16 protein-coding genes are annotated in these 17,287 nt (G+C 73.2%); 11 read left to right on the top strand and 5 right to left on the bottom strand.

Annotation, left to right across the window (positions count from 1 at the left end; translation table 11 throughout):
- Nucleotides 1–34: 34 nt before the first annotated feature.
- The 7 genes from ACWDXC_RS13790 to ACWDXC_RS13760 are packed head-to-tail and all read left to right on the top strand — an operon-like array spanning nt 35 to nt 6,332.
- Entirely contained in the window at nt 35–1,036 is a 1,002-nt protein-coding gene (locus ACWDXC_RS13790; protein ID WP_219517136.1) for an AAA family ATPase, read from the top strand.
- Nucleotides 1,033–1,968 (top strand): DUF58 domain-containing protein, encoded by a 936-nt coding sequence (locus tag ACWDXC_RS13785; protein ID WP_449981368.1) that lies wholly within the window; start codon nt 1,033–1,035, stop codon nt 1,966–1,968. The genes ACWDXC_RS13790 and ACWDXC_RS13785 overlap by 4 nt, the downstream gene beginning before the upstream one ends.
- Nucleotides 1,965–2,912: a VWA domain-containing protein gene (locus ACWDXC_RS13780; protein ID WP_219517133.1), complete on the top strand. Its 948-nt coding sequence runs from the start codon at nt 1,965–1,967 to the stop codon at nt 2,910–2,912. The genes ACWDXC_RS13785 and ACWDXC_RS13780 overlap by 4 nt, the downstream gene beginning before the upstream one ends.
- A gap of 11 nt (nt 2,913–2,923) precedes the next feature.
- Nucleotides 2,924–3,514: a class I SAM-dependent methyltransferase gene (locus ACWDXC_RS13775; protein WP_449981366.1), complete on the top strand. Its 591-nt coding sequence runs from the start codon at nt 2,924–2,926 to the stop codon at nt 3,512–3,514.
- Nucleotides 3,511–4,050: a TrmH family RNA methyltransferase gene (locus tag ACWDXC_RS13770; RefSeq protein WP_219517129.1), complete on the top strand. Its 540-nt coding sequence runs from the start codon at nt 3,511–3,513 to the stop codon at nt 4,048–4,050. The genes ACWDXC_RS13775 and ACWDXC_RS13770 overlap by 4 nt, the downstream gene beginning before the upstream one ends.
- A 35-nt stretch (nt 4,051–4,085) precedes the next feature.
- Complete coding sequence (locus ACWDXC_RS13765; protein ID WP_308126152.1) at nt 4,086–4,886, top strand: glycerophosphodiester phosphodiesterase family protein; 801 nt, start codon at nt 4,086–4,088, stop codon at nt 4,884–4,886.
- Between the two features lie 9 nt (nt 4,887–4,895).
- Nucleotides 4,896–6,332 (top strand): MFS transporter, encoded by a 1,437-nt coding sequence (locus ACWDXC_RS13760; RefSeq protein ID WP_449981363.1) that lies wholly within the window; start codon nt 4,896–4,898, stop codon nt 6,330–6,332.
- Between the two features lie 7 nt (nt 6,333–6,339).
- On the opposite strand, the gene ACWDXC_RS13755 is transcribed toward ACWDXC_RS13760, so the two are convergent.
- On the bottom strand, nt 6,340–6,816 hold the full coding sequence (locus ACWDXC_RS13755) for a winged helix-turn-helix transcriptional regulator (RefSeq protein WP_308126151.1): 477 nt from the start codon (nt 6,814–6,816) through the stop codon (nt 6,340–6,342).
- 269 nt (nt 6,817–7,085) lie between these two features.
- Here ACWDXC_RS13755 and ACWDXC_RS13750 point away from each other — a divergent pair, with 269 nt between their 5' ends.
- A complete protein-coding gene (locus tag ACWDXC_RS13750; RefSeq protein ID WP_043625492.1) occupies nt 7,086–7,430 on the top strand; it encodes an RNA polymerase-binding protein RbpA in 345 nt (114 codons plus the stop codon).
- A gap of 66 nt (nt 7,431–7,496) precedes the next feature.
- Here the strand turns inward: ACWDXC_RS13750 and ACWDXC_RS13745 are convergent, their stop codons facing one another.
- From ACWDXC_RS13745 to ACWDXC_RS13730, 4 genes are all read right to left on the bottom strand, one after another.
- Nucleotides 7,497–8,036, bottom strand: coding sequence for an FxsA family protein (locus ACWDXC_RS13745; protein ID WP_449981361.1), 540 nt, complete (start codon nt 8,034–8,036; stop codon nt 7,497–7,499).
- A 154-nt stretch (nt 8,037–8,190) separates the two neighbouring features.
- Complete coding sequence (locus ACWDXC_RS13740) at nt 8,191–8,934, bottom strand: polyprenol monophosphomannose synthase (protein ID WP_049576627.1); 744 nt, start codon at nt 8,932–8,934, stop codon at nt 8,191–8,193.
- A 2-nt stretch (nt 8,935–8,936) separates the two neighbouring features.
- Nucleotides 8,937–10,577, bottom strand: coding sequence for an apolipoprotein N-acyltransferase (lnt, locus tag ACWDXC_RS13735; RefSeq protein WP_449981359.1), 1,641 nt, complete (start codon nt 10,575–10,577; stop codon nt 8,937–8,939).
- Nucleotides 10,578–11,145: 568 nt separating this feature from the next.
- Nucleotides 11,146–13,338 (bottom strand): HelD family protein, encoded by a 2,193-nt coding sequence (locus ACWDXC_RS13730; protein ID WP_449982038.1) that lies wholly within the window; start codon nt 13,336–13,338, stop codon nt 11,146–11,148.
- Nucleotides 13,339–13,658: 320 nt separating this feature from the next.
- Between ACWDXC_RS13730 and ACWDXC_RS13725 the strand changes: the two genes are divergently transcribed.
- The 3 genes from ACWDXC_RS13725 to ACWDXC_RS13715 are packed head-to-tail and all read left to right on the top strand — an operon-like array spanning nt 13,659 to nt 17,250.
- The gene (locus ACWDXC_RS13725) at nt 13,659–14,993 is read left to right on the top strand and encodes an ROK family protein (RefSeq protein ID WP_449981357.1); all 1,335 of its coding nucleotides are present in this window, start codon (nt 13,659–13,661) and stop codon (nt 14,991–14,993) included.
- A 20-nt stretch (nt 14,994–15,013) separates the two neighbouring features.
- The gene (locus ACWDXC_RS13720) at nt 15,014–16,276 is read left to right on the top strand and encodes a 6-phospho-beta-glucosidase (protein ID WP_449981355.1); all 1,263 of its coding nucleotides are present in this window, start codon (nt 15,014–15,016) and stop codon (nt 16,274–16,276) included.
- The gene (locus ACWDXC_RS13715) at nt 16,273–17,250 is read left to right on the top strand and encodes an N-acetylglucosamine kinase (protein WP_449981353.1); all 978 of its coding nucleotides are present in this window, start codon (nt 16,273–16,275) and stop codon (nt 17,248–17,250) included. The genes ACWDXC_RS13720 and ACWDXC_RS13715 overlap by 4 nt, the downstream gene beginning before the upstream one ends.
- The last annotated feature ends 37 nt before the right edge of the window (nt 17,251–17,287 follow it).

Below are 17,287 nucleotides of genomic sequence, written 5' to 3'. Positions count from 1 at the left end.
TGCACGTTTGCGGCGCCTTTGGTGGAATAGCGTCATGAGCGACGCCGAAGAGCAGCCAGGCGGAACGGACGCGGCGGTGCTGCGTCAGGCCCTCGACGAGGTCCGGCGGGTCATCGTCGGCCAGGAGCACATGGTCGAGAGACTGGTCGTGGCCCTGCTGGCACGCGGCCACTGCCTGCTGGAAGGGGTTCCGGGCGTCGCCAAGACCCTCGCCGCCTCCACCCTGGCCACCGTCGTGGGCGGCACGTTCGCCCGTATCCAGTTCACACCCGACCTGGTGCCCAGCGACATCGTCGGCACCCGCGTCTTCCACCCGTCCAACGAGAAGTTCGACGTCGAGCTCGGCCCGGTGTTCGTCAACTTCCTGCTCGCCGACGAGATCAACCGTGCCCCCGCCAAGGTGCAGTCGGCGCTGCTGGAGGTCATGGCCGAACGCCAGGTCACGCTCGCCGGGGTCACCCATCCGCTGCCCCGCCCCTTCATCGTGCTGGCCACCCAGAACCCGATCGAGTCCGAGGGCGTCTACCCCCTGCCGGAGGTCCAGCGCGACCGCTTCCTGTTCCGCGTACGGGTGCCGCACCCGACCGCGCACGAGGAGCTGGAGATCCTGCACCGGATGAGCGTCACCCCGCCCGCCCCCGACCGCGTCCTCGACCCGCAGCGGCTGCTGGCGCTCCAGGAGGCCGCCGAGAACGTCTCGGTCCACCAGCTCGTCGCCGACTACGTGGTCCGCCTCGTCATGTCGACCCGCGCGCCCTCCGACTACGGCCTGGCCGACCTGGCCGAGACGATCGAGATCGGCGTCAGCCCGCGCGCCACCCTCGGCCTGGTCTCCGCCGGCCGCGCCCTGGCCGTGCTGCGCGGCCGCGACTACCTGCTGCCCGACGACGTGCGCGACGTGGCCGTGGACGTGATGGCGCACCGGCTGATGCTCACCTTCGACGCGCTGGCCGACGGCGTCGACCCCGAGCAGGTCGTCCGCCAGATCCTGCACGCCGTCCCGCCGCCCCTCGTCGTGTGGAACCAGAACCGGTGAGCACCGCCGAACAGGCCCTGCGCAAGCTGGAGCTGGTCGTCACCCGGCGCCTGGACGGGCTCCTGCACGGCGCCCACCAGGGCCTGCTGCCCGGCACCGGCAGCGAGGCCGGCGACAGCCGCGTCTACGTGCCGGGCGAGGACGACGTGCGCCGCATGGACTGGGCCGTCACCGCCCGCACGACCGTGCCGCACGTGCGCGACCTGGTCGCCGACCGCGAGCTGGAGACGTGGGCGCTGGCCGACCTGTCGCCCAGCATGGACTTCGGCACCGCCGACAGCGACAAGCGCGACCTGGTCGTGGCCGCCGTCGGCGCGCTCGGCTTCCTGTCCAGCCGGATGGGCGACCGCTTCGGCGCCCTGGTCATCCACGACGAGTTCATCCACCGCATGCCCGCCCGCACCGGCCGCCCCGCCCTGTACGGCCTGCTGTCCGCGCTCATGGACGCCCCGCGCGGACGCGCCGTCCCCGACGCGCCCGACCTGGCCGAGGGCATCGACGTGCTGGCGGCCACCCGGCGGCGGCGCGGCATGCGCGTGATCGTCTCCGACTTCCTCGACGCCAGCCCCTCCCTCGACCCCGACGCCGAACGCCCCTGGGAGCGCCCCATCCGCCGTCTGTCCGCCCGCCACCAGGTGCTGGCCGTGGAGATCGTCGACCCGCGCGAGCTCGAACTTCCCGACGTGGGCCGCGTCGCGTTCGCCGACCCCGAGACCGGGCACGTACGCGAAGTGCACCTTTCGCCCAAAGTACGCCGCGCCTATGCCGAGGCCGCGGCGCTGCAACGGGAGGGCACCCGCGCCGCCCTGCGCCGCGCCGGCGTCGCCCACCTGGTGCTGCGCACCGACCGCGACTGGGTGTTCGACGTCGCGCAGTTCGTCCTGCGCCAGCGGCGCACCCGCCACCTGGCACACCGGAAGGTGACCCCGTGACTTTTCTGTCGCCGGCCTGGCTCTGGCTGTCGGTGCTGGTGCTGCTGCTGGCCGCCGGCTACGTGGCCGCGCAGTTCTTCCGCCGCCGCTACACCGTCCGCTTCACGAACCTGGCGCTGCTCAACCTGGTCGCCCCCGCCGGCCCCGGCTGGCGCAGGCACGTGCCGCCCGCGCTGTTCCTCGTCATGATGTCGCTGCTCGTCCTCGGCGCGGCCCGCCCCGCCGACGAGGTACGGGTGCCGCGCGACCGGGCCACCATCATGATCGCCCTGGACGTGTCGCTGTCCATGGAGGCCGGCGACGTCGATCCCAACCGCATCACCGCCGCCAAGTCCGCCGCCCAGTCCTTCGTCCGCGAGCTGCCCGACCGGTTCAACGTCGGCGTCGTCGCCTTCGCCCGCTCCGCCAACGTGCTGATCTCCCCCACCACCGACCACGGCGCCGTGGTGACCGCGATCGGCAACCTGTCCACCCGGCCCGGCACCGCGATCGGCGAGGCGGTGTTCAACTCGCTCGAATCGGTGCGCTCCTTCGACCAGGACGCCGCCACCGACCCGCCGCCCGCCGCGATCGTGCTGCTGTCCGACGGCGACAACACCTCGGGCCGCTCGGTCAAGGAGGCCACCGACGCCGCCACGCAGGCGCACATCCCGGTCTCCACCATCGCCTACGGCACCCAGGAGGGCACCGTCTCCATCGACGGCAGGCCCGTCAACGTGCCCGTCAACAAGCAGACGCTCCAGCAGCTGTCCGACGGCACCGGCGGGCGCGCCTACACGGCCGAGTCCGGCAGCGAGCTGCGCGAGGTCTACGAGCAGATCGGCACCTCGCTCGGCTACAAGCTGGTCAAGCAGGAGATCACCCAGCAGTTCATCGTCGCCGCGCTCGTGCTCGGCCTGCTGGTCGCGGGCGCCGCGGTCTTGTTCGGCACCCGGATCCCGTAACGTTTCCCCACGTGGCCCACTACTTCTCCGAGCGTCCCGAGACCGCCAGCAAGCCCGGCTCCGTCGACCTGGTGCTGCCCGACCTGCACCTGCGGCTGGAGACCGACAGGGGCGTGTTCTCGCCGGAGCGGGTCGACACCGGCACGCGCATCCTGCTGGAGACGGTCCCGCCGCCACCCCAGGAGGGCGACCTGCTCGACCTGGGCTGCGGCTACGGCCCGATCGCGCTGACGATGGCCTCGCGGGCGCCCGGGGCGACGGTGTGGGCCGTCGACGTGAACCGGCGCAGCCTGGAGCTCACCGAGCGCAACGCCCAGGCCGCGCGCCTTTACAAAGTACGGCCCGTGCACGCCGACGAGATGCCGGAGGACGTGACGTTCCAGGCGATCTGGTCCAACCCCGCCATCCGCATCGGCAAGGCGGCGCTGCACGAGATGCTCACCAGGTGGCTGTCCCGGCTGGCTCCCGGCGGCGCCGCCTACCTGGTCGTCCAGAAACACCTCGGCTCCGACTCCCTGCAGCGCTGGCTCGGCGAGCAGGGCTGGCAGGCCTCCCGCGAGGCCTCCCGGGCCGCCTACCGAATCCTGAAGGTGCAACGATGAGAAGGCAGCTGCGCCCCACCGACGTCAAGCGGCTCAACCGCACCTGGCGCCGCAACACCGGCAACCGCCTGGGGCTGATCCTGGAGTCGGTCACCGGCCCGTTCAACGTGGGCTCGATCTTCCGCAGCGCGGCCGCGTTCGGCGTCGACCAGATCTGGCTGGCCGGCAACGCCACCCCGCCGACCAACCCCAAGGCCGGCAAGACCGCGCTCGGCACCGACCGGCTGGTCACCTGGCACGAGGCGATGCCCGCGACCGAGGCGGTCAAGGCCGCCAGGGACGACGGCTTCACCGTGCTGGCGATCGAGCTGACGGCCGAGGCCGTCCCCCTGCACAGGGCCGACCTCGGCCGCGACGTGTGCCTGGTGGTCGGCAGCGAGGACCACGGCTGCTCCCCCGCGCTGCTCGACGCCGCCGACGGCGTCTGCTACATCCCGCAGGTGGGGCGCGTCGGCTCGTTCAACGTGGCGGTCGCCGCCGCCATCGCGCTCGCCGAGGCGCGACGCCAGGAATGGCAGAATCTCCCCGATTCGTAACCCCGTTGTTCATTCGCGGAAGGCATACTCAGGTCGTGCTCAGCCGTCGCTTCGCTTTCCTCGACCACCCGGCGCCCCTGGCGTTCGCCCACCGCGGCGGCGCGGCCGAAGGGGCGGAGAACTCGGCGGCGGCCTTCGAGCGGGCCGTGCGGCTCGGCTACACCTACCTGGAGACCGACGCGCACGCGACCGCCGACGGGGTCCTGCTGGCCTTCCACGACCACACCCTCGACCGGGTGACCGACCGGCGCGGACGCATCGCCGAGCTGCCCTACAGCGCCGTGCGGCGCGCCCGCATCGGCGGCGAGCACGAGATCCCGCTGCTGGAGGACCTGCTCGGCACCTGGCCGGAGATCCGGTTCAACATCGACGTCAAGGAGGCCGCGGCGATCGCGCCGCTGGCCGAGGCGATCCGCCGCACCGGCGCCTACGACCGCGTCTGCCTGACGTCGTTCTCCGACGAGCGGCTGGCGCTGGCCCGGGCCGCGATCGGGCGCGAGGTCTGCTCGGCGCTCGGCCCGCGCGGCGTGGCCGCGCTGCGCGCCGCCGCCTCCACCTCCGGCTACGGCCGGCTGCTGGCCCGGCTGGTGCGCGCGGGCATCCCGTGCGCGCAGGTCCCGATCGGCTTCCGCGGGCTGCCCGTCACCACGCGCAGCCTGGTCCGTACGGCGCACGCCATCGGCATGCAGGTGCACGTGTGGACGATCAACGACGCCGCGCGGATGGAGCGCCTGCTCGATCTGGGCGTCGACGGCATCATGACCGACAACATCACCGGGCTGCGCACCGTGCTGGAAGAGCGCGGGCAGTGGCATCCCGGCCGCATGGCCGCCTAGGAGCGACTCTTGTCCGTACCCGCACCCCCCGCGGACCCCACTGGTGCCTCCCCCGCCGCCCGCAGGCGCGAGCAGCGCGGCTGGTACTTCTACGACTGGGCCAACTCGGCCTTCTACACCACGGTCATCTCGGTCTTCCTCGGCCCGTATTTGATCCCGGTCGCCAAGACCGCGGCGTGCGCCAAGGACTTCCCGCAGGTCGCCGCCGCCACCTGCGTCGAGACCTTCGACGAGCTGGCCGCGGCCGGCCCCGGGCTCGGCTACGTGGACGTGCTCGGCATGGACATCCGCCCGGCCGCGTACTTCGGGCTGATCACGACCGCGGCGGTGCTGCTGCAGATCGTCTTCCTGCCGATCGTGGGCGCGCTCGCCGACCACACCGGCCGCAAGCGGGAGATGCTCGGCGCCTTCGCCTACGCGGGCGCGCTGGCCGCGATGGGCCTGTACTTCGTCGAGGGCGACCGCTACCTGCTGGGCGGCGTGCTGTTCGTCGTCGCCAACCTGGCCTACGGCGCCTCCATCGTCGTCTACGACTCGTTCCTGCCGCAGATCTCCACGGCCGAGGAGCGCGACCGCGTCTCCTCGCGCGGGTGGGCCATCGGCTATCTGGGCGGCGGCCTGCTGCTGGCGCTCAACCTGGTGCTCTTCCTCAACCACGCGAGCCTCGGCCTGGAAGAGGGGCACGCGGTGCGCATCGCCATGATGTCGGCCGGGCTGTGGTGGGCGACGTTCACGATCGTGCCGCTGCTGCGGCTGCGCAACCGCCCCGTCCCGGCCCACGAGCACACCGCGCTGTCCTCCGTGGGCGGCAGCTTCCGCCAGCTCGGCCGCACGCTCAGGGAGCTGCGCCGCTACCCGCTGACGCTGCTGTTCCTGGTGGCGTACCTGGTCTACAACGACGGCATCCAGACCGTCATCGGCAACAGCGCCGCCTTCGCCTCCGAGGCGCTCAAGCTCGAACAGGAAGTGCAGATCACCGCCATCCTCATGGTGCAGTTCGTGGCGTTCTTCGGCGCGCTGCTGCTCGGCCGGCTGGCCCGGCGGTTCGGCACCAAGAACACGGTGCTGGCCAGCCTGGTGGTGTGGACGGTCATCGTGATCGCCGCGCTGTTCGTGCGGGAGGGCGAGGCGCTGCAGTTCTACCTGATGGCGTTCGCGATCGCGATCGTGCTGGGCGGCAGCCAGGCGCTGTCGCGCTCGCTGTTCTCGCAGGTCATCCCGAAGGGCCGGGAGGCCGAGTACTTCAGCCTGCTGCAGATCAGCGACAAGGGCTCGGCCTTCATCGGCTCGCTCACGATCACGCTCGCGCTGCAGTTCACCAACAGCTACCGCATCGCGATCCTGTCGATGATCGTCTTCTTCGTGCTCGGCTTCGTGCTGCTGGCCCTGGTCAACCTGCCCAAGGCCATCCGCGCCGCGGGCAACGAGGTGCCCTCGAAGATCTAACGAGGGTCTAGGGAGCCGCCAGGACCATCGTGCCGGGCCCCTGGGCGGCGCCGGGGCCCCGCACGGCCAGCACGGTCTCGGCGTTGGCCTCGCCGCCGCAGTGCGGGCAGGTGACGACCGGGGTGAACTGCTGGCCGCAGGAGTGCACGAGCAGCGCGGGCGGCCCTCCGGGCGGCGTGGCCCACCGGTCGCCCCAGGACATGAGCGTGATGAGCGCCGGCACGATGTCGCGGCCCGCCTCGGTCAGCACGTACTCGTGGCGCGGCGGCCGGTCCTGGTAGGGCTGCCGCTCCACCACGCCCGCGCTCACGAGGTGGTCCAGCCGTCTGGTGAGCAGGTTGCGCGAGATGCCCAGGTCCTCGGCCAGGTCGTCGAAGCGGCGCACGCCGAGGAAGAGGTCGCGCAGGATGAGCGGAGTCCACGGCTCGGCGACGACGCCGACGGCCTGGGCGATGGAGCAGTGCATGTCCCCGAACCTGTTCACGGGCCCAGCATAGGAGCGTTGACGAAGTGAACCCATGCCAGTTCACTTTCAGGACTCACAGTGCTGGGGAACGCCGCCGCTGGTGGGAGCCGCGGCAGGGCCCTCGCGCCCGTGCCCGCCGGCCGCACTTCATGGACGCCGCGTCCAACTGCCGGGCCGTTGCGCGATTGGATCACCCCGCAGGTGGGAATCCCATCACGGTACCAAGCGTTACACACCGTGGGAGACAGACCCCCCACGTATGGGGGCCCTGTAGGAGGCATTGAAACATGGGCGAGCGCGCGCTTCGTGGCACCCGGCTCGGGGCAACCAGCTACGAGAACGACCGTAACACGGATCTGGCCCCCCGCCAGGAGGTGTCCTACACCTGCCCGAAGGGCCATCGCTTCGAGGTTCCGCTTGCCGCCGAGGCCGAGATCCCCGCGACCTGGGAGTGCCGCATGTGCGGCGCCACCGCGGTCCGGGTCGACGGCGAGCAGCCGGAATCGAAGAAGACGAAGCCCCCGCGGACACACTGGGACATGCTCCTGGAGCGGCGGTCCATCGAAGACCTGGAAGAGGTGCTCAACGAGCGGCTGGCGGTCCTGAGGGCCCAGCGTCGCAAGAGCGCCTGACGACCTCTCACGGTGAAACCCCCGGGCTGACGGCCCGGGGGTTTTTCTCTGCCTGCGTCCCCGGCCTCAGTCTTCCCGGATGACCTCGCCGTGCACGACCTTGCCCGGTCCACCGTGCTGCCCGTGCTGGCCGTTCTGCGCGTGCTGGCCGTTGCGCGCGGGGCCGGCGAACGGGTCGCCGTCCGGCACCGCGCCCGGCGCGGCCGTGAAGAGGTTCGCGTACGGCGAGGCCGCCGCCATCTTCTTGATCCGCCGCTGGAAGAAGTACGCGCCGAGCCGCCGCATCAGCGGCCGGGTCATCGGCAGGATGCACAGCAGGCCCACCACGTCGCTGAAGAAGCCCGGCGTGAGCAGCAGCGTGCCGCCCACCAGGATGAGCCCGCCGTCGGCCAGCTCCCGCTCCGGCATCCGCCCCGACTGCAGCGCCTCCTGGAGGCTGCGCCACGCCCTGCGGCCCTCGCGCCGGATCAGCCACGAGCCCAGCAGGCTCGCCGCGACCAGCAGGCCGACCGTCTGCCAGCCGCCGATGACGGAGCCCACCTGGATGAGCAGCCAGATCTCCAGCACCGGCACCAGCAGGAAGGCCAGGAATAGCACAAGCCGCATCGTTCGCCCTCGATTCCGCACACGTCTACATCACGGACAACGCGCGGCGGCCCCGATGCGTTCCGCGCCCGCCGCCGCGTGGCGCCTTACCCCCAGCCACGCCCGCCCAGGCACACCCGCCCAGGCACGCCCGCCCAGCCTCAGCCGCGCCCGCTCAGCCGCGCCGGCGGCGCATGCGGGCGGGCAGCCCGGTGACGCCCCACTGGGCGATGCGCCAGAACGCCTCGCCCATGACGCGGCCGCTCATCTTGCTCGTGCCGACCGTGCGCTCGACGAACGTGATCGGCACCTCGGCCACCCGCAGCCCGTGGCGGGCGGCGCGCAGCGTGAGGTCGACCTGGAAGCAGTAGCCCTGCGACTCCACGTCGGCCAGCCCGATCTTCTCCAGGGTGGCCGCCCGGTAGGCGCGGAAGCCGGCGGTGGCGTCGCGCACCGGCAGGCCCAGCATGAGCCGCGTGTAGACGTTGGCGCCCCGGGACAGGAACTCGCGGGAGGCCGGCCAGTTCATCACCCGGCCGCCCGGCACGTAGCGGGAGCCGATGGCCAGGTCGGCGCCGTCGGCCAGCGCCTCCAGCAGCTTGTGCAGCTCCTCGGGCTGGTGGGAGCCGTCGGCGTCCATCTCGACCAGCACGTCGAAGCCCTCGTCCAGCCCCCAGCGGAACCCGGCGATGTAGGCGGCGCCGAGCCCCTGCTTGGCCGGCCGGTGCAGGACGTGCACGTGGTCGTCGCCGGAGGCGAGCTCGTCGGCGATCTTGCCGGTGCCGTCGGGGCTGTTGTCGTCGGCCACCAGCAGGTGCGCGCCGGGCACCGCGGCCCGCAGCCGCTCGGCGATCCTCGGCAGGTTGTCGCGCTCGTTGTAGGTCGGGACGATGACCAGCACCCGCCCGAGAGTCTCCATCGTCAGTCGTTCCCCATCCGGTCGTCCCGCCGTCTGCGCCACACGGCGACTCCGACGGCCGCCGCACCCATCACCATCAATGCCCACTCCGGCAGCGCGCCGACCCTCGTGGCGATGGTGTGTTCGGTGCGTATCGGCACGGTCACCACCGTCTGGTCGGCCACGAGCTCGCGAGTCTGCCAGGAGACCTTACCGTCCGGTGTCACGAAAGCGGAGATCCCGGTGGTGGCGGCGGTCACCACGGCCCTGTTGTGCTCGACGGCGCGCAGCTGCGACATGGCGAGCTGCTGCGCCGGCAGGTTGGACTGCGCGTAGGTGGCGTTGTTGGTCTGCACGACGAGCGGGGTGCCGCCGGCGCGCACGGTGCCGCGCACGGTGTCGTCGTAGGCCACCTCGTAGCAGTTGACGGCGCCGACGGTGACCGGCCCGAGCTTGAGGTCGCCGGGCACGGTGCCGGCCACCGACTGCCTGCCGACCAGCGCGGCGCGGTCCCACAGGGCCAGCACGAGCTCCTTGAACGGCGTGTACTCGCCGAAGGGGACCAGGCGCTGCTTGTCGTAGTGGGCGCCGGGCCCGGTGACCGGGTCCCACACCAGGCTGCGGGTGGCGCGCCGGTCGTCGCCGATCGCCACGACGGCGCCGATCAGCGTGGGCACGCCGACGTCCTTGACCGACTCGTCGATGGTCCGGTACGCGTAGGCGTCGCGGAAGGGGTCGATGTCGGTGGAGTTCTCCGGCAGGACCACGATGTCGGGCCTGGGCAGCCTGCCCTCGCGGACGGCCTGGGCGATGCGCCGGGTGCCGTCGGCGTGGTTCTTCATCACGATCGCGGGCTCGTCGCCGAAGATGTCCATGCCCCGGCCGGGCACGTTGCCCTGCACGATGCCGACGTTGACGGTGCGGCCCTCGTCGCCGGGGCGGGGCACGGCCAGGCCGAGCAGCGGCACGGCCAGCGCGAGCGCCACCGGCGCGACCCGCCGCAGTGCCGCCTTCTGGCCCGGCGCGGGCCGGTGCAGGACCGCGTACGCGAGCAGCGTGCCGCAGAGGGTGGCGGCGAACGACACCAGCGGCGCGCCGCCCAGCGCGGCGTACGGGGTGAACACGGACTCGCCCTGGCTGAAGGCCACGCGCGCCCACGGGAAGCCGCCGATCGGCACCAGGCCGCGCAGCCACTCCATCGCCACCCACAGCGCGGCGAACCACAGCGGCCACCACTTGAGCCGGAGAACCAGCGCGGCGGCCACGGCCAGCGCGGCGTAGAACAGGCTCTCGACGCCGACGAGCATCAGCCAGACGTCGTCGCCGACCGTCCGCACCCAGGCGAGCGCGGGGAACAGGAACACCAGGCCGCCCAGGTAGCCGAGCCAGGCGGCGCGGCGGGGCCCGGCGCCGTGCAGGGAGGCGGCGATCAGGGCGAGGCCGAGCGGCGCGCACGGCCACCAGCCGAGCGGCGGGAAGGCCAGGTAGAGCAGCAGGCTCCCGGCGGACATGACCGCGGCGCGCATCGCCGCGTCGCGCCGCGACCGCCCGCGGCCGGCGGCGGGCGGCGCGGGCGGGCCCGGCTCGCCGGGGGCGCGGTCCACGGTGCCGGACGGGCTGTCGGCGTCGTCGCCGGGCACGGAGTCGGACACAGAGTCGGGCACGGGGGCGGGCACGGAGTCAGACACGGGGGCGGGCACGGGGGCGGGGGGCGTGGACGGTGGGCCCGTTCGTTCCTGCACCACTGCGCGTCTCCCTCGCCGATCGCCTGCTTGCGGAAACGCTACCGCCCCACGGGCGCGCTCAGGTCATCACGGCACGGCGGAAAGCGGGGGCGGCAGGGTGATCCCGTGGCCGACGGGACCACCCGGCGCGCAGACGGCCCTGTGCACGGGAACGGGAAGAGGGCCCGGAAACCCTTCGGACCGGACCCGTCTCGTCGGCGGCGAGCGCGGAATTCCGTTGTCTACTGGGCTCCCGGGCCCGTCCCGGGTCCAACCCCCCGCCCGGTTGGGGTGCCCCGACTCGACGGACCGACGGCCCTGCACCTGGCTGTGTGGACGGAGTCACGCTCCGTCACGGACGCAGGATCCGGCGATGTCAGAGACGGCCAACCGGCCAAGTCCCGTGCTGGACTGCGCAGCAAACTACCGACTCCACCTCAGATGTCAACCGTGTCCCGATCAGCAGAAACATCGAGTCTTCGCAGGTGGCCGCCCGCGCCGGAGCCGGTCAAAGCCCATTCGCGGCCGCCTGCGCACGGGTTGGCAAGCCGCTGAGCGCCTGCGGGAGCGGGCCTTCCGCGACGACGCCGAGCCGTTGCGTGGCGCGGGTGAGCGCCACGTACAGGTCGCTCGGGCCGCGGGGCGACTGGGCCGCGATGAGGCCCGGCTCGGCCACGATGACCGCGTCGAACTCCAGCCCCTTGGCGTCGGCGACGCCCATGACGGCGACGGGCGCGTCGAGCGCCGCCGCGCCGCGGGCCCGGCCGGCTCCGGGGGCGACGACCACGGCCCCCTCGACCGCCTCGCGCACCAGGTCGCCGAGCTCGCCGAGCAGCGCGTCGGGGGTCACCACGGCGACCTTGCCGCCTTCGGCCGCCTCCGCCCTGACCAGGTCGGGCAGCGCGGACAGCGGGGCCGACCAGGGCGGCGTGCCGCCCTCGCGGACGGAGGTGGGCGCCTCCAGCGACGGGCCGACGGTGGCCAGCACGCGGGCGGCGACCTCCATCAGCTCGACGGGCGTGCGGTAGTTGACGGTCAGGCGTTCCTGCCGCCAGCGCCCGGCCACGTACGGGTCGAGCACGTCCTTCCAGGAGCGCGCGCCGGCGGCGGACCCGGTCTGGGCGATGTCGCCGACGATCGTCATGGACCGGTTGGGGACGCGCCGCATGACGGCGCGCCAGGCCATCGGCGACAGCTCCTGCGCCTCGTCGACGATGACGTGGCCGTAGGCCCAGGTGCGGTCGGCGGCGGCGCGCTCGGCGGTGGTCAGGTAGGGGCCGCCGCCGCGCTGGCGTTCGGCGAGGCGCTCGGCCTCCATGACGTCGGACAGGCCGGTCAGCTCCAGGACCTCGCGGGCGTAGGCGAGCTCGGCCTCGCGCTCGTGCTCCTCGGCGCGGCGGGCGGCGGCCAGCTCCTCCTCCGCCTGCAGGGCGGAGGCGCGCAGCACCTGCTCGTCGATCTCGCCGAGCAGGTCGGCGGCCTCGTCGAGCAGCGGCACGTCGGACTCGGTCCACTCCCCCGCACGGGAGGCGTCGCGCAGCAGCAGCTCCCGCTCCTCCGGCGTCAGCGCCGAGGCGGCCTCGGCGAGCCGCTGCGGCGAGCCGTACAGGCCGAGCAGCAGCCGCTGCGGCGTCAGGTAGGGCCACAGGCGGTTGAGCGCGGACCGGACGACCGGCTCGGTGCGCAGGTCCTCGCGCAGGTCGGCGAGGTCATCGTCGTCGATGAGGCCCTTGCCGATCTTCCTGGCGAGCTGCCGGGCGAGCGCGTTGAGCAGCGACCTGACGAACACCGCGCGGGCCTGGTTGTGCGGGCGGCGCGAGCGGATCGCCTTGTTGCGGGCCGACTCCAGCATGCCGCGGTCGATGGTGAGGGTGTTGCGGCCGAGGTTCAGCTCGATCGGCTGGCGCGGGACGCGCTGGCGTTCGCGCACGGCCTTGGCCAGCACCTCGGCCATGCGCGCGTCGCCCTTGACGGCGGCCACCTCGGGCCGCTCGCGGGCGGTGGCGGTCACGCCGGGGTAGAGCTCGCCGACGGTGGACAGCAGCACGTCGGTCTCGCCCAGCGAGGGCAGCACCTGCTCGATGTAGCGCAGGAACGTCGGGTTGGGGCCGAGGACGAGCACGCCGCGGCGCTCGAGCCGCTCGCGGTGGGTGTAGAGGAGGTAGGCGGCGCGGTGCAGCGCGACGACGGTCTTGCCGGTGCCGGGGCCGCCCTGCACGACCAGCACGCCGTTGAGGTCGGCGCGGATGACGCGGTCCTGCTCGCCCTGGATGGTGGCGACGATGTCGCGCATGCGGCCGGTGCGCCGCTCGTCGAGCGCGGCCAGCAGCGCGGCCTCGCCGTTGAGCGTGGCGCGGTCGTCCTCGGTGAGCGCGTCGAGGTCGAGCAGGTCGTCGTCGACGCCGATGACCTCGCGGCCCCTGGTCTGCAGGTGGCGCCGCCGGGTGACGCCCATCGGCGCGGCCGGGGTGGCGCGGTAGAAGGGCTGGGCGACGGGCGCCCGCCAGTCGATGAGCAGCCGCTCCTGCTCGTCGTCGGTCAGGCCGAGCTTGCCGATGTAGAGGCGGCCTTCGGCGTGGTGATCGAGCCGTCCGAAAACCAGGCCGCGCTCGACCGCCCACAGCCGGGCGAGCCGGGTGGCGTGCATCTCGGCGAAGGAGTCGCGCTCCGACATGTTCTGCATCGTGCCGACGGCTCCCATGGCCAGCACGTCCTTGAGCTGCCGCTGGGTGCGCTCGCGCAGCAGGTCGAGGCGGTCGTAGAGGCGGGTGACGTACGCCTGCTCCCTGGCGAGCTCTGTTTGACGAGTTGCCGCCAGACCATTATTGTGGTTAATGGGACGCTCCGGGCCATTCTGCTTGTTGTTACGACAAACGACGACATTAGCACGCCTGTTGAGCCACTCTTCGCCTTTCCCTCCCTCTCGTACGGTCACGGGTCGATTTCGACACTTGACCGAATGGCCTTTCGCTCTTTACGTTCACCCCGGTTAGGAAAGTTTCCTAACTGGAAGGGGTAACAGTGAGCGGTCCCGTGCCGGGCACGCCGAGCCTGCTGCGCGCGATCAACGATCGCGCCGCCCTGCGCGCGCTTCTCGAACGCGGCCCACTCACCCGCCTCGAGATCGGCACGCTGACCGGTCTGTCGAAGCCTACGGCCTCCCAGCTGCTCTCCCGTCTGCAGGAGGCCGGGCTGGTGGTGCCCGACGGCATCAGGGAGGGCCTGCCCGGCCGTACGGCCGAGGTCTACCGGCTCAACCCCGAGGCGGCGTACGCGGCCGCGCTGGACGTGACCTTCACCCGCGTCGAGGCGCGCGTGGCCGACCTGACCGGCACCGTCGTCGGCGAGCACGCGGTGCCCGCACCCGCCACCCCGGACGAGCTCGTCGACCGGCTGCGCGCGGCCCTCGCGGGGGCGAGGCCGCCCGAGCCGCCCCGGCGGGTGGTGATCGGCGTGCAGGCGGCGCTGGACCCCTCCACGGGCCGCCTGGGGTACGCGACGGCCGAGGAGATGCCCGGCTGGCACGTCGACGACCTGGAGAAGACGCTGAGCGACGGGCTGGGCGTGCCCGTGTCGGTGGAGAACAACGTCAACCTGGTGGCCGTGGCCGAGCAGGCGCACGGCGCGGCGCGCGGCACGCCCGACTTCGTGCTGCTCTGGGCCGACCAGGGCATCGGGTCGGCCATCGTGCTCGGCGGCCGCATGCACCGGGGCGCGACCGGAGGCGCCGGCGAGGTCGGCTACATGCCCGCGCCGGGCGCGCCGACGGCCCGGGAGGCGGGGCAGTACGGCGACCACGGCTACCAGGCGCTCACCGGCGGCGCTGCCGTCCTGCGGGTGCTGCGCGCCCACGGCGTCGAGGGCGCGGACTTCCGCGAGGCGGTGGCGAACGCCGTCCGCCGGCTGGAGGCGGACGGGACGGCCGCCCTCGAAGATCCCCGGGCCGGACATCCGGCGCACACAGGCCCGGACGGCGCTCAGAGGGCCGCTACGGCCACGGACGGGGCGGAGACGACCTCATTGGTCACCCCCGTCACGGAGAGCGCTCTCCGTGGCCCTCAGAGCGCCGGGGCGGCGGCGGGGTTGCGCGAGGTGGCGGCCCGGCTGGCCGTGGGCCTGGCGGCCATCACGTCCGTGGTGGACCCCGGCCTGATCGTGGTGACCGGCGGCGTGGTGCTGGCGGGCGGCGAGCCGCTGCGGGCGCTGATCGAGCGGGAGCTGCACGCGCTGACGATTCCCCAGCCCCTGGTCCGCCTGTCGGAGGTGGCGGGCAACCCAGTGCTGGCCGGCGGACTTGACCTGGCTCTGAAGATCGTGCGCGACGAGGTCTTCGGCGCCACGCTGCCCGGATCGTGACCCATGGAAGGGACCGAGGTTTGAGACTCGCTGTTGTCGGGGGCGGCTCCACGTACACGCCCGAGCTCATCGACGGATTCGCGCGGCTGCGCGACGAGCTGCCGCTGACCGAGATCGCGCTGGTGGACCCGGACGCCTCCAGGCTCGGGCTGGTGGCGGGCATGGCGCGGCGGATGCTGGCGCACGCCGGGCACCCGGCGCGGGTGGTCGCGACCGCCGAGGTGGCCGAGGGCGTCGCCGGGGCCGACGCGGTGCTGTTCCAGCTCCGGGTGGGCGGCCAGGCCGCGCGGAACGTCGACGAGACGCTGCCGTTGCAGTGCGGCTGCGTCGGCCAGGAGACCACCGGCGCGGGCGGCCTGGCCAAGGCGCTGCGGACGGTGCCGGTGGTGCTGGAGATCGCCGAGCAGGTCAGGGCCCATGCGCCGGACGCGTGGATCGTCGACTTCACCAACCCGGTGGGCATCGTGACGCGGGCCCTGCTGGACGCCGGTCACCGGGCGATCGGGCTGTGCAACGTGGCCATCGGCTTCCAGCGCCGCTTCGCCAGGCACCTGGGCGTCGAGCCCGACCGGGTGCAGCTCGGGCACGTCGGGCTCAACCACCTGACGTGGGAGCGCTCGGTCACGGTCGACGGCGTGGACGTGCTGCCCGGGCTGCTGGCCGAGCATAGCGACGAGATCGCCGCCGACGTGGGGCTGCGTCCCGAGCTGCTGCACCGGCTCGGCGTGGTGCCCTCGTACTACCTGCGTTACTTCTACGCCCACGACCTGGTCGTGGAGGAGCAGCGGGCCAAGCCGTCGCGGGCGGCCGAGGTCGCGGCGATGGAGGAGGAACTGCTCAAGCTGTACGCCGACCCGTCGGTGAACACCAAGCCGGAGCTGCTCGGCAAGCGCGGCGGCGCGTTCTACTCCGAGGCGGCCGTCGCGCTGATCGCCTCCCTGCTCGGCGACCGGGGCGACACCCAGGTCGTCAACGTGCGCAACGGCGACACCCTGCCGTTCCTCGGCCCGGACGCGGTGATCGAGGTCCCGGCCAGGATCACCGCCTCCGGCGCGGAACCGCTGCCCGTCGCCCCGCTGGAGCCGCTGTACGCCGGACTGGTCGCGCACGTGTCCGCGTACGAGCAGCTGGCCCTGGACGCGGCACTCCACGGCGGCGCGGACCGGGTGCGTGACGCGCTGCTCGCCCACCCGCTGATCGGCCAGGACGCGATCGCCGAGGAGCTGACCGGGCTGCTGCTCGACGCCAACCGGGCGCACCTGGCGTGGGCGGCGGGCCGATGACGCGCCGCAGGGTGCTGCTGGCCGTCGACGGCGGCAACAGCAAGACCGACGTGGCCGTGGTGGCCGAGGACGGCGAGATCCTGGCAACCGGCCGCGCGGGCGCGTTCGTGCCGCAGAGTGCGGGCGTCCGGGCCGCCGTGGACGTCGTCGAGGAGGCCGTGCGCGACGCGGGCTGGGCGGTGGCGGGCGGGTTCGATCACGTGGCCGCCTACCTGGCCGGGGCCGACCTGCCGGTGGAGGAGGAGGCGCTGGCGGCCGAGTTCGCCGCGCGCGGCTTCGGGCCGGACATCGTGGTGCGCAACGACGTGTTCGCGCTGCTGCGGGCGGGCGCGTCGCAGCCGTGGGGCGTCGCGGTGGTGTGCGGGGCGGGCATCAACGCGGCCGGGGTCTCCCCCGGCGGCGAGGTGGCCAGGTTCCCGGCGCTGGGGCGCATCAGCGGCGACTGGGGCGGCGGCCAGGGCGTCGGCGAGGAGGCGCTGTGGCACGCGGTGCGCGCCGAGGACGGCCGAGGCCCCGCCACGGCGCTGGCGGGCACGGTCAAGGAGCACTTCGGCGTCGCCACCGTGCAGGAGCTGGTGCTGGCCGTGCACTTCGGCGAGGTGGGGCTGGGGCGGCTGCACGAGCTGGCGCCGGGCGTGCTCGCCGCGGCGGGCGCGGGCGACACGGTGGCGGCGGCGCTCGTCGGGCGGCAGGCCGACGAGGTGGTCGTGCTGGCCGAGGTGTGCCTGCGCCGCCTGCACCTGCTGGAGACGCCCGCCGAGGTCGTCCTGGGCGGCGGCCTGCTGACCGCCGGTCACCCGCTGCTCATGGACCTGGTCACCGCCGGGCTGGCCGCCAGGGCGCCGAAGGCCGAGCCGGTGGTGTCCCGCGTCCGCTCGATCGTCGGCGCGGCCCTGTGCGGGCTCGAACGCCTGGGCGCCGCCGAGGCCGCCAAGTCCCGGCTTCTGACGGAGAGTAACCATATGGACACGTGATGGTTCCGGCCTATGGCGTGGCCCCGCCCGCGCGGCG

Source organism: Nonomuraea sp. NPDC003214 (genome assembly GCF_053590035.1).
Note: the sequence above shows the minus strand (reverse complement) of the source record. Positions and strands in the feature narration are given on the sequence as shown.

Bases quoted from the DNA above. Each gene is read 5' to 3' on its own strand.
- ACWDXC_RS13790 (WP_219517136.1), top strand. From the start codon at position 35: ATGAGCGACGCCGAAGAGCAGCCAGGCGGAACGGACGCGGCGGTGCTG.
- ACWDXC_RS13770 (WP_219517129.1), top strand. From the start codon at position 3,511: ATGAGAAGGCAGCTGCGCCCCACCGACGTCAAGCGGCTCAACCGCACC.
- ACWDXC_RS13750 (WP_043625492.1), top strand. From the start codon at position 7,086: ATGGGCGAGCGCGCGCTTCGTGGCACCCGGCTCGGGGCAACCAGCTAC.
- ACWDXC_RS13745 (WP_449981361.1), bottom strand. From the start codon at position 8,036: ATGCGGCTTGTGCTATTCCTGGCCTTCCTGCTGGTGCCGGTGCTGGAG.
- ACWDXC_RS13740 (WP_049576627.1), bottom strand. From the start codon at position 8,934: ATGGAGACTCTCGGGCGGGTGCTGGTCATCGTCCCGACCTACAACGAG.
- ACWDXC_RS13730 (WP_449982038.1), bottom strand. From the start codon at position 13,338: ATGGGAGCCGTCGGCACGATGCAGAACATGTCGGAGCGCGACTCCTTC.
- ACWDXC_RS13715 (WP_449981353.1), top strand. From the start codon at position 16,273: ATGACGCGCCGCAGGGTGCTGCTGGCCGTCGACGGCGGCAACAGCAAG.